This is a genomic window from Photorhabdus asymbiotica (genome assembly GCF_003634575.1).
GTDB classification, from domain to species: Bacteria; Pseudomonadota; Gammaproteobacteria; order Enterobacterales; family Enterobacteriaceae; genus Photorhabdus; species Photorhabdus asymbiotica.
This window is the reverse complement of sequence record NZ_RBLJ01000004.1, coordinates 550,850-568,263: the sequence shown is the minus strand read 5'-3', so window position 1 is coordinate 568,263 and position 17,414 is coordinate 550,850. Positions and strand designations below refer to the sequence as shown.

Below are 17,414 nucleotides of genomic sequence, written 5' to 3'. Positions count from 1 at the left end.
CGCAATTAGAGTTTAGCTTATAAAAATAACAATGAAATATTCTTATAACTTAGGTGATTAACTTTTTTTGCACGATGACTAGTAATAAAACCCCATAATTTGGAACTCCAAAAATATTAAAACCATTTGCATCCAATCTCTATAAGTTATTATTATTCTTTTATTTTATATCGAAAATATTCATAATAATGTTGCTTCGCTCTTTATTACAATTGCGAAACTTATTAAATTATTTCTTACAATTTTACATAATAAAAATGCCTCATCGATCAATAACTACCAGTAATCACTTAAAGGAAAGAACCGCCAAACTGAACTTTGTACTCGTCGCACCCGGCAGGTAAACTACCCTTCTTTTTGTTTTACTGCCAAAAGTGAAGAGAAATAGTGAGTAACATAAAATTAATCGTCGGTCTGGCTAATCCCGGTGCTGAATATGCTCAAACCAGACACAATGCCGGAGCTTGGTATGTTGACCTGCTAGCACAGAGCCACAATCAGTCATTGAAAGAAGAGAGTAAATTTTTCGGTTACACCGCCCGGATCAATATATATGGTCATGACGTTCGTTTGCTGGTCCCTACAACATTTATGAACCTCAGTGGTAAATCTGTCGCGGCCCTTGCCTCTTTTTACCGTATCCAACCGGATGAAATTCTGGTGGCACATGATGAACTGGATTTACCGCCCGGAGTGGCAAAAATGAAGTTGGGCGGAAGTCATGGCGGCCATAATGGTTTGAAAGATATTCAAAATAAATTTGGCAATAACCCTAATTTTTATCGCTTACGGATTGGTATCGGTCATCCTGGTGATAAAAATAAAGTTGTTGGTTTTGTACTGGGAACCCCCCCAACCAATGAAAAAAAGCTGATTGATGATGCGATTGATGAAGCACTGCGCTGCACTGACATCCTGATAAAGCAAGATATGGATAAGGCAATCAATCGGTTACATGGTTTCAAAGCCAGTGCCTGAGGCACAGAACAGATAAATCCTGTTTGCGAGATCGTGATAGCTCGCCATTCCGTGTATAATGGCGCCAATTTTTTTCTGATTCATCACAAAGGCTAGCACAGCCTTTTGATTTATAAGCAATTTAAGGTGAAAATTTATGGGATTCAAATGCGGTATCGTTGGCCTGCCTAACGTCGGGAAATCAACATTATTCAATGCGCTGACCAAAGCAGGTATCGAAGCAGCAAACTTCCCGTTCTGCACCATCGAGCCAAATACCGGTGTAGTACCTATGCCAGATCCACGGCTTGAACAACTGGCTGAAATTGTAAAACCTCAGCGAATCTTACCAACCACAATGGAATTTGTGGATATTGCAGGTTTGGTGAAAGGTGCATCAAAAGGTGAAGGTCTGGGCAACCAGTTCTTGACCAACATTCGCGAAACAGAAGCTATCGGCCATGTTGTGCGCTGTTTTGTTAACGACAATATTATTCACGTTTCTGGTCAGGTTGACCCTGCCGCTGATATTGAGATTATCAATACCGAATTAGCACTTTCCGATCTAGATACCTGTGAGCGAGCCATTCATCGCGTCCAGAAAAAAGCTAAAGGTGGTGATAAAGACGCCAAAGCAGAATTGGAAGTGCTGGAAAAATGTCTGCCTCATCTGGAACAAGCGGGTATGTTGCGGGCATTGGATCTCAGTACCGAAGAGAAAGCAGCTATTCGCTACCTAAGCTTCCTAACCTTAAAACCCACGATGTACATCGCTAACGTCAACGAAGATGGTTTCGAAAACAACCCATATCTGGATGCTGTTCGTACGATTGCGGCACAAGAAGGTTCCGTGGTTGTACCGGTTTGTGCTGCGGTAGAAGCTGATATCGCAGAGCTGGAAGATGATGAACGCGAAGAATTTATGGCTGAGCTTGGTCTGGAAGAACCTGGTTTAAATCGCGTTATCCGCGCTGGTTATCAGTTATTGAATCTGCAAACTTACTTCACTGCCGGCGTGAAAGAAGTCCGGGCATGGACCATTCCCGTTGGCGCAACTGCCCCGCAAGCTGCCGGTAAGATCCATACGGATTTCGAAAAAGGCTTTATTCGCGCCCAAACCATCGCTTTTGACGATTTTATTACTTACAAAGGCGAGCAAGGTGCAAAAGAAGCCGGCAAAATGCGTTCAGAAGGTAAAGACTATATTGTTAAAGATGGCGATGTAATGAATTTCTTGTTTAATGTCTAAATCATTTCTGTTGTCTCAGGGTAGTTTCATAGAGACGATATAAAACCATTAAAATCCACGTAGTTACGTGGATTTTTGTTTTCATAAGAGATAATTCCGAAGTGTAAGAATATATCTTATACTATAGAATATTAATTATCTGAATGAGGTGCATTATGGTATCGCGTACAATGACAGTGGATACCGGCGAAAAATTACGTGGTTTTGTAGAAAGCTTGGTCAAATCAGGTTATTACAAAACTAATAATGAAGTCGTTCGGGAAGGATTACGGTTGTTACAGGAAAAGCAAGCTGAGTCCAAACTGGAAGCGCTTCGGCAGCTAATTGATGAAGGTGATAACAGTGGCGACGTTGTAGCGTGGGATCTCAATATCTTCCTTACACGTATGAAAAATAAAACACACAATGTCCAGTAAAACATTTTTTCTAAAGCCTAAAGCTGAACAGGACTTATAGGCTATTTTTGAATACAGTTATCAAGAATTTTGCCTGGAAAAAACGTATCAACCAACAATTAATTGATAATATATTCATTATTAGAAGATAATAAATACATTCCAGAATAATATAATATTGAATTATTCAAAAAATAATTACAAAAAACAATTTTTACGACATAGACTTTACATACTACATTTTTACACTACTATTAAAATATTATATATAATTCGTACCCATTGTTCCAAGCATCATTAGTTTTAAAAAAATATATTTACCTCATAAAATAGAGCCATATATTATTGATATAAAATAAATTATAGTCCTTAATTTATATTGGGTAAAAAAATTAATAGTTTATCTAATAAATCCATGAGGAAAATAATTATGAAAAATATATTAACCAACTCTAACCATAAACTTAAAAAGGCGCAAGAATGGATAGAATACATTAAACACAAAGGCGGAGGATATCTTAAAACAGGGGAACATTCAGATAATGTTTTTACTCATTTTTTGAAAACTGAGAATCTTTCCGATGTGCAGAGTCCAGCCAATATAGCAGTAACCGATGAATATGCCGTATTTACCAAGAAATCTGCCACACCATGTAAATACCCCGTCAGCATCACTGAAGGTCTGCAAACTATTATTAATCTATGCCGAGTGGCTTCAGGTTATGACCCTTTGGACCCGGAAGGTAATGGCAATGCTGAAAAGTTTATTGCGTTTACAGATGAAATAGCAAAAGTTCCATTTCTCTCTTTACTATGGTCAGACACAAGTATTATTACTCAACAAAGTCATGATACCGATGTCCTGATTGATTCTTTTGTTGAAGCCTTTCGAGGGTTATCTCCTAAAGAGAAAATTACAATCAAGCTCTATCTAAAAGAGCTGATTCGTGCCGCTCTATCCTATGCCGATGCAAAAGAAAAACAATCTAATTTTGTACAATATGTACTTAGTAAATCACCAACTGGCGTATCACTCTTATTGTATTCCTCTGTACTGACAATAAAGGAAGTAAATAATAAAGGTACTATTAAATTCACATCTGATTATACGCTCTCACAAGCAGAATATAATCTCAGTCAGGCATCATGGGAAACTGTAAGGCCAATATTTAGTAAAGAAAATAAAACAACTATAGAATGCCTGATTAACTATATGACAACTAAGGTAAAAACATGAAATAAAATATCACGACAAACAGATTAATTGATCTATATCAATGAGATTGATACTCATATATTACTTAAATATGGAAACAATAAATTATCCTAAAATATAAATTTAATGTGGATAATATTTCATAATCGGTATTTGTATACCCATATGAAAACGTCACAGGGATAACCATTTACAAGTGAAGAACAAGTTAAATTACAACCTATCCATACTTAATATTTAATAGTGAAAAACTCTCAATTATGAATATAATTGATCCATATGAAAGTTTATTTGTTAGCAATTTAAAATCTATTAATACAAGTTTAAAAATAAAATTATTTTTTCGGAGGAAATTATCAAGACAAAAAATAAACCCAATAATATTAAATACATAACTACTAAGCAATCGAATTGTTAGAAATAGGGATTAACCCTACTCCCTATTTACAACAATACCATAACATTCAATATCTGGCTTAATAAATCTATTAAGGATAAAAATCATGGAAAATATCTTAAATAATCCTGATTATGCAGTTAAAAAAGCGAAAGAGTGGATAGAACATATTGAGAACGGAGGAACAAGGCTTCTTAAAGATTGGGAACGTTCAGACAATATTCTTATGGGTTATTCTGATGCTGGAGATTATTCCGATGTACAGAGTCCTGCGAATGGGGCTGCTACAGGAAGTTATATACAACTTGCAAGAGATTCTTCCTCATCCTCTAGCTCTCCGCTAAGCATTACCGAAGGCTTACAAACCGTTATTAATATGGCTCGTGCAGTCTCAGGCTATAATCCTTTAGATCCTCAAGGCAAAGGTAATAAAAAGAATTTCTTCTCATTTACCGCAGAATTATCTGGCGTTCCATTCCTTTCTTTGCTATCAACAAGCACACAAAATGTTGTGCAAAAAAGCCATGATGCAGAGGTTTTGATCAACTCTTTCCTGGAAAGCTTCTTAGGATTATCTCATCAGGAAAAAGAGCAGATGAAAATCCCACTGAGACAACTGGCTATCGCGGCATTATCCTATGCAGGTAAAAGGCAAGCTCAATCCAATTTCGTACAAAGTGTGCTTGCTACCTCACCAAGAGGTGGTGTGTCAGTCTTCTTGTATTGGTCTGAGTTTTCAATCTCCGCTTCCCCAGATGATAAAGGCATAATCGAATTCAAATCTCATTACCAATTGCCACAAGCAGAATATAATCTGAGATACGAATCATGGGTAAATGTAAGACCTGCATTCGAAAAAGCGCAGAAGGTATCATTAGAAGATTGGATTAACAGTATGACCACTCGGAGAAAACCAGGCAGTAATGTCAGGGCGCTTTGTATAGAATAATACGGTGAAATAATCCTAAGAATGGTGTCTGCAAAAGCGTGAAGTGGACACCATAAGTTTCATTGAACCAGCAATAAATCAATGTCATTACTTTTCAGTTGATCCAGTTCTCAACGCGAAGACCAGCAACCCGTTCAAATTCTCACACATTATTGGTTACAATAATCAATCCTTGGCTTCTGGCGTGCCCTGCTATGTATTTCAGCATCAGAACCCCTCACGCTCTTGTACTGACGGTTGCTCGCGTTCTGCCATAAAATCGTCCGTAACACCAGGACCATCAAACCAACTATCCCAAGACTCATCAATCGGAGTGATTATGCGAGTACGGCCTGCCTACAGCAATTATATCAACCCGCTTCATCCATCATGAGCACTAAAAAAGACATGTCAATCAGATATACCTGATTTTTCTTATTTAAACCCTCCAGATGTATTTGCTCTTACCTATAATATCGCCAATCAATTAATAGAGAGGAATTTCTCACAATCCCCATCATTATATTTTTCCGCGTTCAGACAGTAACATATGACAAAATTTACCTAAAATCTGCATAGCACGTTCCATTTTATCATCCCAATCAAAAGAGGCATTCAGACGAAAGGCATGGTTAAATTGTTCGCTGGTACAAAACATGCTGCCAGGTGCAATGCTGATCCCTTCTGCCAATGCTAGCTGGTAAAGTCGCTGTGCACTGAACAGAGGCTCAAATTCTAACCAAAGAAAATAACCGCCTTTTGGACAATTCACTTTTACTGACGCGGGCAGATAGTCACCAATCGCTCGTAACATTAAATGCTGGCGTTGTTCCAATGTGCGACGAAGGCGGCGTAAGTGGTTGTCATATCCCCCTTCCGCAAGATAATCAGCAATTGCTAATTGCGTCGGCATGCTGGCAGAAACGGTACTCATCATCTGTAACTGCTGGATTTTCTTAGCATGTTTTCCTGCTGCAACCCAGCCCACTCGAAATCCCGGTGCCAGGCATTTAGAAAATGAGGAGCAGTGCATAAAGTTATTTTTACTGTCCAGCGCTTTTGCCGGTACAGGTCGTTGCTGATCAAAATAGAGTTCACCATAGACATCATCTTCAATGAGTGCGACCTGATTATTGTTAAGGATATCCACCAACCGTAATTTATTTTCGGCAGACATTGTTCCCCCCAGCGGATTCTGGAAATGGGTCATTAGCCAACAGGCTTTTATTGGATATTTCTGCACCATCTCTTCCAATGCATCCAAATCAATCCCATTTTGTGGATCAGTTTTGATTGCGACCGCTTTCAGGCGCAGACGTTCAATTGCCTGTAAAGCACCGTAGAAAGCCGGCGACTCAATCACCACCCAATCGCCCGGCTCCGTAACCGACTGCAAACTGAAACTCAGTGATTCCATCGCTCCCGCGGTAATCACAATTTCTTCAGGCGAAACATGTATGCCATGCATTGCATAGCGGCGCGAGATATTACGGCGCAATTTATCATTACCCGGCGGTAAATTTGCCAAAGAGCTATGCGGTGCTATTCGCCTCGCAACTGCCGCTAACGCTTTGGAAAGTTTAGGCTGAATCAATAAGGATGGGTCTGGAAATGCTGAACCAAAGGGAATAATCGCAGGATCTTTACACGCCTGTAATACATCAAAAATAGAAGCGCTTATTTCCACGCTTTCACTTAAATGTAATCGCTTTCCCCCTTTTGCCGCCGCAAAGGGTTGCAAACGTTTAGCGACGTAATAACCCGATTGAGGACGAGAGATGATCCATCCCTGACTCTCTAGTAATTGATAAGATTGAACAACGGTCATTAAACTCAAACCTGATAACTTCACTGACTCTCTCAGTGAAGGTAATCTATCTCCCACCAGCCAGGTACCGTCTTCAATATGTTGAAGAATTTGCCGGGCAAATTGTTCATAACGCTTCATCAATTCACACCTCCTCGCAAACTGTTATAGTTAATATATAGAAAACTGTTCCTATTATAGTTATTTTTTTCATGTTTTACTTGTCCGCACACATTTCCTGCCTTTATTCAAACTAAAAATAAGAGGTCACTATGTTTGGTTTAAGTGCCCTGGAACTGGCCAGAATTCAGTTTGCGTTTACCGTTTCTTTTCACATTATCTTTCCGGCAATTACTATCGGGCTGGCAAGTTTTTTAGCCGTATTGGAAGGGTTATGGCTGAAAACACGTAATACCGATTACAAACTGCTATATCATTTTTGGTCGAAAATTTTTGCCGTTAACTTCGGTATGGGCGTGGTTTCCGGTCTGGTTATGGCCTATCAGTTTGGTACCAACTGGAGTTTTTTCTCCGACTTTGCTGGTTCGATTACCGGACCATTACTGACTTACGAAGTACTGACAGCGTTCTTTCTTGAAGCAGGTTTTCTCGGCGTTATGTTATTTGGCTGGAATCGTGTAGGTGAAAGATTGCATTTCTTTGCCACCTGCATGGTAGCTCTCGGTACGCTGATATCCACCTTTTGGATACTGGCATCCAATAGTTGGATGCAAACACCACAAGGCCATGAAATTATCAATAATCAGGTCGTTCCCGTCGACTGGTTGGCAATAATATTTAATCCCTCCTTTCCATACCGTCTGGCTCATATGTGTACTGCGGCTTTCCTCGCCTCAGCATTCTTTATTGCAGCTTCAGCGGCATGGCATTTATTGAAAGGCAATGACTCGACAGCAATGAAAAAAATGCTTTCCATGTCGATGTGGATGATCCTGATTATTGCTCCTTTACAGGCTTTGATTGGTGATGCTCACGGTCTTAATACCCTCAAACATCAACCTGTCAAAGTCGCAGCAATGGAAGGCCATTGGGAAAATCGCCCCGGTGAAGCAACTCCGTTAATTCTATTTGGCATTCCTGACATGGACCGGGAAGAAACCCGTTATGCCGTGGAAATTCCTTATCTCGCCAGCCTGATTTTGACTCATAGCATCGATAAGCAGGTTCCTGCCCTTAAGGAGTTTCCTCCAGAAGACCGACCAAATACTCTGATGGTTTTCTGGTCATTCCGGGTGATGGTCGGCCTTGGTATGTTGATGATCATTGCCGGCTGCTGGGGGCTATGGTTGCGCTATAAAAAGCGGCTTTATCAATCAAGAGCCTTCCTGCGTTTTATGTTTTTGATGGCACCTTCTGGCCTGATAGCCATTCTTGCTGGTTGGTTTACCACCGAAATAGGCCGCCAGCCGTGGGTAGTTTACGGTCTATTACGCACTAAAGATGCCGTATCTGCACACGGTGAAATGCATATGAGCATCAGTCTGCTGCTTTTTATCGTGGTTTACAGTTCAGTATTTGGTGTGGGTTACGCCTATATGATGAAACTTATCCGTAAAGGACCCAAAGAGGAGTTAGAAAATGGGTATTGATCTGCCGTTAATTTGGTTCATCATCATTGTGTTCAGTACCATGATGTACATTGTGATGGATGGTTTTGATCTTGGCATTGGACTGCTCTATCCCACGGTGAAAAATAGCAGCGACCGCGATTTAATGATGAACAGCGTTGCCCCCGTCTGGGACGGTAACGAAACCTGGCTGGTACTTGGAGGAGCGGGTTTATTCGGTGCTTTTCCTCTGGCTTATGCCGTTATCCTTGATGCACTGGCGATTCCTCTGACATTAATGTTATTCGGCCTGATATTCCGCGGTGTCGCTTTTGAGTTTCGTTTCAAATCATCCCCTGAACACCGCCATATCTGGGACAAAGCCTTTATCAGTGGCTCGGTTATTGCCACATTCGTTCAGGGGGTGGTCGTGGGTGCCTTTATACAGGGGTTCCCCGTTGAAAACCGTACTTATACGGGAGGACCTTTTGACTGGTTCTCACCCTTTCCACTGTTCTGCGGTTTTGGGCTGCTCATTGCCTACGCGCTGTTAGGCTGTGGCTGGCTGATTATGAAAACTGAAGGCCACCTACAACAGGAGATGTACCATGTCGCCCGCCCGCTCATTTTTCTGATGCTGGGTGTTATCGCTATTATCAGTTTATGGACACCATTAACTCATCCAGCAATTGCCGAACGCTGGTTTAGCTTACCTAATTTGTTGTTCTTCCTTCCTGTGCCGCTGTTAGTTGTCTGGTCCGGTTGGAAATTATTGCATTCAGTCAGACGCAGAGCACACTACACACCGTTTTTGTTAGCACTATTGCTGATTTTCCTTGGCTACAGTGGATTAGGTATCAGTATCTGGCCTAACTTGATCCCACCAGCAATCAGCTACGAAACCGCAGCAGCGCCACAACAGAGTTTAGGTTTTATGCTGGTCGGTGCCCTGCTTATCATTCCAGTGATCCTGGCTTATACCTATTGGAGCTATTATGTTTTCCGGGGGAAAGTTAACCATGAACAAGGCTACCACTAATCACAATACCCGGCGCCCTTCTGTATGGAAACGGATAGGCTGGATGGTGATGATCTGGTTATGTAGTGTGATGGCTCTTTTTGCTGTATCCAGTTTATTTCGCCTTCTGATGACAGCAGCAGGCATGAAATTAAAGTAATTGTTAACACTATTTAATAAATTGAGCTAAAGTTTTCATCAGTATTGCAGAACGGAATCTTAACCTGATGAAAACAAGTTCAAATAACACCATCTTCAAAAACCAAAAACTGTTTGTAATCAACTCTATTATAAATTTATTTTTACTTTTTATACTTTTGTTGATTAACAAACCATCAATTCCAGATTTAATTCTACCGTTACTGATAATGTTAAGTATTACAAATGTGTATTTTCTGATAAGAGTGGTACATAATTCTGCTCCTGTCAAAGAATGGCAACATTCAAGATACAAAGCAGAAATTAACGCATTGAAACAAAAAAACAGCCACCTGGATTTTCTCTGTCAAAGCCATTTCAAAATACAAAATTGCAAGCTGTTGCCTGAAAAGCTTCCAGAGATTTTTTCCCATCTCAATCGTCTGATCCCTTTCTGTGAAGCCAAAATCATCCTTTATCCATCACAACAAGAATATTCTTTCCGTACCCCCCACCAGTGCCCTTATTTCGATATGCCTCTGACTATGAGGTGGAATCTGGATGATAATATTGATAACTATGGAACACTCTGGATAAAGACACATAGAAATAGTGATCTTACCCCGGACGAAAAGAACCTGGTTCAAGATGTTGTTGCCTTAATGACAAGTAAGTTATTCCAGGAAAACCAAATCCAATGCCACCATCAAAGCATTTTGGCGGCGGAGAGAGCCTCTATTTCCCGTGAACTCCATGATTCAATTGCCCAATCGCTCTCTTTCCTGAAGATTCAAGTTAATTGCCTGTATATATGTAGTGATAATTTATCCAAGCAAAGTTTAGCCTCACTAAATATGATTAAAGATGAGTTGAATATCGCCTATCGGCAGCTAAGAGAATTACTTGCTGCTTTTCGGAATGAACAATCCCAATGCAATCTACAAGAATCTCTACAAGCTTTAATTAATGAATTTAACCACCGTTTAGGCTTCAACATTGAATTCAATTACCTGCTGGCACATCAGCATATCCCTGACAATTACAGTAAGCATTTGGTACAAATTATCAGGGAGTGTTTAAATAACTGCTATAAGCATTCTGGCGCAAACTGGATCAGTGTCCGTATTTATCCTATTGATGACAAAATCATTGTCGTTGTCAGTGACAATGGTCGAGGCGTTGATCTGAATACCATCAACAAAAACAAATTCGGATTAGCTATTATACAAGACAGGGTGAACATCATGGGTGGACAATTACAAATAAAAAATCGTAAACAAGGCGGTACAGAAATAGAAATTCAGTTTTTACTAGACTAAAAAAGCATATATACCCAAATGGTAAATACTAGCGTAGCTTATTGAATGATAATAATTAGCATTTGTGTCAATTGCTGTTACACTCATTTTAGCCATACCAGATAATTATGCTGTTAGTTAAAAAGGTAAACTCTCCGGAGGATTTTTGCGTGAAGACTAAAAAAATTGAAGAAAAAAACATTTATCGCCCTGCACCACCGAGACTTGTTCAAGTAAAAAATGTTTTTGATGTGACACCCAATATGCGAAGAATTACTTTCGCAAGTGAATGTCTGGATAGTTACCCGACTGAATGTGAGGGTGGACTTTTAAAAATATTCTTACCGCTTCCGGGACAAATAAAACCAATATTACCCACCTTATCCCCAGAAGGCCCGATATGGCCGGCAAGTGAACTTCGTCCAATTACCCGCGCTTACTCCGTTCGGGCTCTCCGGACCGAACAAAAAGAGATCGATATTGAGTTTGCGTTGCATCACGGTGGAGGACCCGCGGTGGAATTTGCTTATAGAGCAAAAATCGGTGACTGGATAGGCATTACCAACCCCGGTGGCCCTGATCCATTGCTGCCAAAGGTCAGTCACTACTATATGGCTGGCGACCCCAGCGCCCTACCCGCCATTGCGGCTTTATTAGAGACAATCAACAACCCAGATGCTACCGGGCAAGTGATTATTCGTGTCGAAAGTGAACTGGATATTCAAGATCTGAAAAAACCTGAGGGAATCTCAATCCATTGGGTTATTGGCAATGTTAAAGTCACCAACGATATCGTATCTCAGTTCAAATCCTGGTCATTACCCACAGAAGATGTCGCTTTTTGGCTCGCAGGTGAAGATAAATTGGTAAAAGAACTTCGTCGCTATATTCGCCGTGAAAAAGGTTATGAACGTCACCAAATATACGCCATTCCCTACTGGAGATATGGCTTTAATGAAGATGGTTATCACGACCTGCGCGAAGAGGTGATGGAGAGCTACAATTAATGCCTAACATCAGCCAATATACCCAATAAATTTCGAGTTGCAGCGCGACGGCAAGTGAACGAATCCCCAGGAGCATAGATAACTCTGTGACTGGGGTGAGTGAAAGCAGCCAACAAAGCAGCAACTTGAAGGATGAAGGGTATAAATACTGATGTGAAAAACTCAAGGGATCACGCCGGGCGAAACTTCAACGGCGTGTTCCCACAAGTTTATTGCATACGCTTATTCCATCTCCTACCTTTGCTTAACCAAAGAGATATTCATGTTATCAGCAAGATCACTGAGTACTGGGTTTTTGAAAACCGAAGAGCATGGCAAAAGAAATCCTGTCTCCTTTTGTAACCTGAATATAAATCTTACAACCAATAATGACTGTCCACCTAAATGGAAGAAATTATCGTTCCGGCCTACCTTATCAATGAGAAAAAGTTCGCTCCAGATCCCGGCTAACATCTCTTCAAGCTCATTTTTTGGCTGCTCATAATGCGAATGTCTATAAGTAGGTGGATCAGAATGAGATAAGGCTTTTCTATCTACCTTACCGTTCGACATTAGTGGTAGAGATTCGAGGACTACATAAGCCACCGGTATCATATGCGGCGGAAGATGTTGACAGAGATAACAACGCAGTTTCTTGACCAGATTTTCATCAGAAAATCCCTCAGATAGCGAGAAATAAGCCACTAAACACAAGTTATCCCCGACATCGTTTCTGGCAATAACCACCGCCTGATGAATACCATTATGCGCTTCCAGTAATCCCTCAATTTCCCGTAACTCAGTACGAAAACCCCAGATTTTAACTTGATGATCATGGCAATCAATATATTCAACATTATCATCATAACTGGCTACACCAGCGCTATCCTCCGCCTGAGCGCTATCCCTTCCTTGCAGTAATAATGCAAGTTCATCCGGTGGTAAGACATTAAGGTGAGATATGGATTGGTTCGGCTGCTCATTTAATGCCCAAGCCAACTGTTCCAACGCCTGCTGTACATAGTCACATAAGCGGGCCGCAGAAAGTGGAGCCGTAACCACAACCTGCGCGGTTAATCCTAAGCTATCACCATCATCTTCTACCGAGAGAGTGATTGGGTAGTTACACCTTTCATCTATCCCCAAAAGCTCCACATGAGGCCAATTGGATAAAGCAGGCTGTTCCTTATTGATTGTACTGTTACGACGGTAATTGATCAGGGATGAAAACAGCGGAGCCGGGGCAGATACACCACTACAACGCTGCACATCAGTCAATGGGATATGCTCATAGGTAAGCAGTTGCGATAAACGTTCATGGGTTTGGATTAACGCATCTGTGACACTCTGTTCATCAATATCCATGCGTAACGGCAAAAAGTTAATAAACAGTCCTACACTTTGTTCTGCTCCCGTATCACTGCCCATACGTCCAAGCAGTACAGTACCAGTCACAATCTGTTGCCGTTCACTGCTTTTTGCCAACACCAGCCCCCAGCCCAAATGCACCAAACTGGCCAAACTAACACCGTACCAGCAAGCCAAATCCCGTAAGGTTTTATTCAATTCCATTGGTAATTCAAGGTAATATTCATCAAGCGGTTCCTCACCCAGCATGGAATTATAAAAACTAAATGGCACAGTAGGTTCATCAATATCAGCCAATATCTGACGAAAATAGGCTTCATAAGCGTTATCCTCATTAACTTGACGAGAATGCGCAATCAAGTTACGAAACGGCACCGCTTCTGGCAGCAAGTTTCCCTGACCAAATAGAAAATAACCTTTCTCCCGATGCATGATTTCCTGCGTAGTATGATCTGCCAGCAAGTGATGCAACACTTCCTGAGCTAGCCAGCGTCCACTACCTGGCTCTCGTGCCACAATCAAACGCAGTAATGGCGCATCACTCAGTACCAGCTGATGATGAGAAATCGTGTGATATGCAGTGAGTTGTTCAAGAAAGGCGTCAGTCGATGTTGCAGAAAGTGCCACCTCTATCACCTGTAATGGGGCATTTCTAAGCACCACCTGAACCGGGCCACAAGCCAATCCTTCAACAAAAAAAGCAGTACGTAAAATATCGTGACGGTTAATCATCTGCTGCATAGCGTCAATATAGGTATCCAGACTGCTGCGATCATTAAACGCCATCCGAAGCATCATTTGATAGGGATCACCCCGTTGCGCCATCAAGTGGTAGAACAAAAACCTCTCTTGTAATGGTGATAAGGCGTAGATATCTTGAATATTGCGCATTCCACCCGGAACTTGACCAACCAATATATCAATATCTGCCTGACTGATATCAACCAGTGGCAATATTTCTGGCGTAATTCGTTCACATGCAGCATCAATCAAATTAGCTGGAATTGCTAGTAAATCGGCTTTCTCCAACAATAATGCCTGTTCAGACAGTATCGCTATGGAAAACAGTCGCCCTTCTTGTACGACATATTCCTGCTTTCTTAACTGTCCTATCAACTGTACGACCAACCACGAGTTACCACCGAGAGTAAAGAAATTATCATGGCGGCTAATACGTTCAAGCCCGAGTAATTCAGCCCAAATTCCTGTCAATAAGGCTTCTTTCTCCCCTTGTGGGGCTTCATAAGCCTGTCGATGATAATCCGAAATATTGGGGGCTGGTAATGCTTTACGGTCAAGTTTGCCGTTCGGTGTTAATGGGAAATTCGCTAATACCACAAAAGCGGCTGGTACCATATATTCTGGCAAGCTGGACAACAGATAATCGCGTAAGGTTTTTGAAACTTGTGTTGCTGACAGTTCAGGGGAAATAACGATATAAGCCACTAATCCCTTATTTCCCCTCTCTCCTTTAGTAGTAACAACTATTGATTCCAGCACAGACGGATGCATATTAATACGCGTTTCTATTTCACCCAGTTCAATACGAAAACCACGAATTTTTACCTGAAAGTCATTACGACCAATATATTCAATATTGCCATCGCGAGCATAACGTACCAAATCGCCGGTACGGTACATACGAGAACCCGGTTGTGGGTTAAAAGGATCAGCTAAAAAGCGTTCGGCTGTCAGTTCTGCACGATTTAGATAACCACGCGTAACACCAACTCCGCCAATATACATCTCACCAATAGCCCCTAAAGGTACCGGTTGTTGTTGGTTATCCAACAGATAAATACGCGTATTTGCCACAGGTTTTCCTATCGATACGGAACTCCCTCTATCACTTTTTTCATTGCCAAGATGGTAAATAGTAGACCAAACCGCAGTTTCTGTTGGCCCATATAAGTTCCAAATATCGCTACTGTTTTCAGATAATTTACCGACCAAACTGGTTGGCATTATTTCTCCACCACACAATATTTTTACACCTTTAAAAGCCGCGTGCTCCTCATCCACCACTAAATTATAAGTAGAAGGTGTTGCCTGAATCATCGTGATCTGATTATCAGTAATAGTCTTTATTAACGCTTCTTTATTCAGGAATAATTTCTTGGGCGCGATAAAAACTGCGGCTCCATTAATCAAAGGCAAATATATTTCCACTGCAACAATATCAAACGATATGGTAGTAGAAAACAGAACTTTCTCCTGTTTTGAGAATAATAACTTATCCGTCATGGTCAGCAAGAAATTAACAACATTACCCTGCTCAACCATAACGCCTTTAGGTTGTCCTGTCGATCCTGATGTGTAAATGACATATGCCAGATGATGAGTAGTTAATTCTGCTACATCAGGATTCTCTTGTGATAAATCCGTTAGTGATAACGAGTCAATGTCCAGATTATTATTTGCCGTTTCAAAATAATTTTTTAATGCTGCTCCACCAGCAATATCATGTAATACCAACACCGGCTTTGCATCTGCCAGAATATAACTCAACCGTTCTGGTGGATAATCTGGGTCAAGTGGCACATAACTACCACCTGCTTTCAAAATAGCGAGTAAGCCAATGACCATTGCCAAGCTTTGTTCAACACACAGGGCAACTCGGCTGTCAGGTACTACCCCACGCATGATCAAGTAATGTGCCAACTGATTTGCCTGTCGATTCAACTCCGCATAACTCAGTTTTTCCCCCGAAAATATCAGTGCGGTAGCGTCCGGTGAAGCGGCAACTTGCTGTTCAAACAGATGATGGATACAACATGCTGTTGGATATTCGGTTTGTGTTGTATTCCAAGTTTCCAATAATAATCTTCGTTCAGCCAATGGCAGAATATCCAATTGACTCACGGCAATTGCGGGTTGTTCACTTAATGCCCAAACTAATTGTTGTAACGCTTGTTGCAAATAACCGGATAACTGTAAAGCTGAAACTCTGGACATGGCGAGCAACCGAGTTGTCAGTTTTAAACTGTTGTCATCATCATGAATAATCAACATTAATGGGGCATTAATCTCATCAAAATGCTCAATACTATTATGATGATATTGATAGTGAATAAGTGCAGTAAATTCCGTTGCTGTAGAATAGATATTAGTGGGAATTATTAACAATTGTGATAAATATTCATCGATACCCAGTAATATATCTCTCACACTTTTTTCTTCAATATCCAGAAACAGGGGGTAAATGCCACAGTCCGATTGATAATATTGCAATGTGCCAATCATAACCTGTTGCTGTACACTGTATTTTGCTAATACGACTCCCCAGGCAAGATGGCATAAACTCGCTAAATCCACACCTGATTGATCCGCCTGCAAGCGTAACGCATCCGTCAAATTTGCAGACAATTTCACCTGATATTCATCATACTGATAACTCTCAAGTAAGTGACTTTCAGGACGATCATCAAGGCCAAAAGCCGTAATAAGCTCATGAGACTTTCCTGATTTTTCATATAATAAACCATTTCTATTTATCGGCAAATTTTGCATAATAATAGTATCCAAGTTTATTGAATTAATATCCAAAAAATATATTTAACTGACGATATTGCAACTGGTGGAATGAGTATTGGCTATTCTTATAATTGTTAGCTGCGCTCCCTTGCTGTTGCGATGCAGCTTGAAATCCATAGGGTATATAACCATCATCACACAATCTAAAATATTACCCATTATAAGTATACCCTTCATCCTTCAAGTTGCTGCTTTGTTGGCTGCGTTCATTCACCCCAGTCACATAGTTATCTATGCTCCTGGGGATTCGTTCACTTGCCGCCGCACTGCAACTTGAAATCTATTGGGTATAAATCCCAATTTCATCCAAAAAATAATAATTGGAAACACAAAGAAAAATTAAAAATATAATTCGACAATAAAGATATTATTATAGCAAATATTCTTTAACAACAATCATTGATGATAAAAATAATCTGTTCGAAATTAAACGATGAAAATATACCCGTCATCTTTCAAGTTGCTCTTTGTTGGCTGCACTCACCCCGGTCACATAGTTCACTATGCTCCCGGGGATTCACTTCCTTACCGTCGCGATGCATCTTGAAATCCATA

General features: G+C 40.7%; 12 protein-coding genes and 1 pseudogene. 10 read left to right on the top strand and 3 right to left on the bottom strand.

The window, feature by feature from the left end; translation table 11 throughout:
* The first annotated feature begins 387 nt into the window (after positions 1-387).
* From pth to BDD30_RS18350, 5 genes are all read left to right on the top strand, one after another.
* The gene (gene pth, locus BDD30_RS18370) at positions 388-978 is read left to right on the top strand and encodes an aminoacyl-tRNA hydrolase (RefSeq protein WP_015834676.1); all 591 of its coding nucleotides are present in this window, start codon (positions 388-390) and stop codon (positions 976-978) included.
* A gap of 136 nt (positions 979-1,114) precedes the next feature.
* On the top strand, positions 1,115-2,206 hold the full coding sequence (ychF, locus tag BDD30_RS18365) for a redox-regulated ATPase YchF (RefSeq protein ID WP_015834677.1): 1,092 nt from the start codon (positions 1,115-1,117) through the stop codon (positions 2,204-2,206).
* A gap of 155 nt (positions 2,207-2,361) precedes the next feature.
* On the top strand, positions 2,362-2,622 hold the full coding sequence (locus BDD30_RS18360; RefSeq protein ID WP_041381955.1) for a type II toxin-antitoxin system ParD family antitoxin: 261 nt from the start codon (positions 2,362-2,364) through the stop codon (positions 2,620-2,622).
* Positions 2,623-3,031: 409 nt separating this feature from the next.
* Positions 3,032-3,838, top strand: coding sequence for a hypothetical protein (locus tag BDD30_RS18355; protein WP_015834679.1), 807 nt, complete (start codon positions 3,032-3,034; stop codon positions 3,836-3,838).
* A gap of 482 nt (positions 3,839-4,320) precedes the next feature.
* The gene (locus tag BDD30_RS18350) at positions 4,321-5,163 is read left to right on the top strand and encodes a hypothetical protein (protein ID WP_015834680.1); all 843 of its coding nucleotides are present in this window, start codon (positions 4,321-4,323) and stop codon (positions 5,161-5,163) included.
* A 207-nt stretch (positions 5,164-5,370) separates the two neighbouring features.
* Here the strand turns inward: BDD30_RS18350 and BDD30_RS24355 are convergent.
* Together BDD30_RS24355 and BDD30_RS18340 are read right to left on the bottom strand one after the other, a co-directional pair.
* A pseudogene (locus tag BDD30_RS24355) lies at positions 5,371-5,496 on the bottom strand (AbrB/MazE/SpoVT family DNA-binding domain-containing protein); the annotation flags it as partial.
* 166 nt (positions 5,497-5,662) lie between these two features.
* Entirely contained in the window at positions 5,663-7,090 is a 1,428-nt protein-coding gene (locus BDD30_RS18340; protein ID WP_041381958.1) for an aminotransferase-like domain-containing protein, read from the bottom strand.
* 131 nt (positions 7,091-7,221) lie between these two features.
* Between BDD30_RS18340 and BDD30_RS18335 the strand changes: the two genes are divergently transcribed.
* The 5 genes from BDD30_RS18335 to BDD30_RS18315 all read left to right on the top strand — a co-directional run bounded on the left by BDD30_RS18335 (position 7,222) and on the right by BDD30_RS18315 (position 11,978).
* Positions 7,222-8,559: a cytochrome ubiquinol oxidase subunit I gene (locus tag BDD30_RS18335; protein ID WP_015834682.1), complete on the top strand. Its 1,338-nt coding sequence runs from the start codon at positions 7,222-7,224 to the stop codon at positions 8,557-8,559.
* A complete protein-coding gene (gene cydB / locus BDD30_RS18330) occupies positions 8,549-9,556 on the top strand; it encodes a cytochrome d ubiquinol oxidase subunit II (RefSeq protein ID WP_015834683.1) in 1,008 nt (335 codons plus the stop codon). The genes BDD30_RS18335 and cydB overlap by 11 nt, the downstream gene beginning before the upstream one ends.
* Entirely contained in the window at positions 9,537-9,695 is a 159-nt protein-coding gene (locus tag BDD30_RS18325; RefSeq protein WP_071823719.1) for a DUF2474 domain-containing protein, read from the top strand. Before cydB ends, BDD30_RS18325 begins: the two co-directional genes overlap by 20 nt.
* 67 nt (positions 9,696-9,762) lie before the next feature.
* A complete protein-coding gene (locus BDD30_RS18320) occupies positions 9,763-10,992 on the top strand; it encodes a histidine kinase (RefSeq protein WP_015834684.1) in 1,230 nt (409 codons plus the stop codon).
* A gap of 107 nt (positions 10,993-11,099) precedes the next feature.
* On the top strand, positions 11,100-11,978 hold the full coding sequence (locus BDD30_RS18315; RefSeq protein WP_015834685.1) for a siderophore-interacting protein: 879 nt from the start codon (positions 11,100-11,102) through the stop codon (positions 11,976-11,978).
* A gap of 234 nt (positions 11,979-12,212) precedes the next feature.
* Here the strand turns inward: BDD30_RS18315 and BDD30_RS18310 are convergent, their stop codons facing one another.
* Positions 12,213-16,835 (bottom strand): non-ribosomal peptide synthetase, encoded by a 4,623-nt coding sequence (locus BDD30_RS18310; RefSeq protein ID WP_049795205.1) that lies wholly within the window; start codon positions 16,833-16,835, stop codon positions 12,213-12,215.
* Between the last annotated feature and the right edge of the window lie 579 nt (positions 16,836-17,414).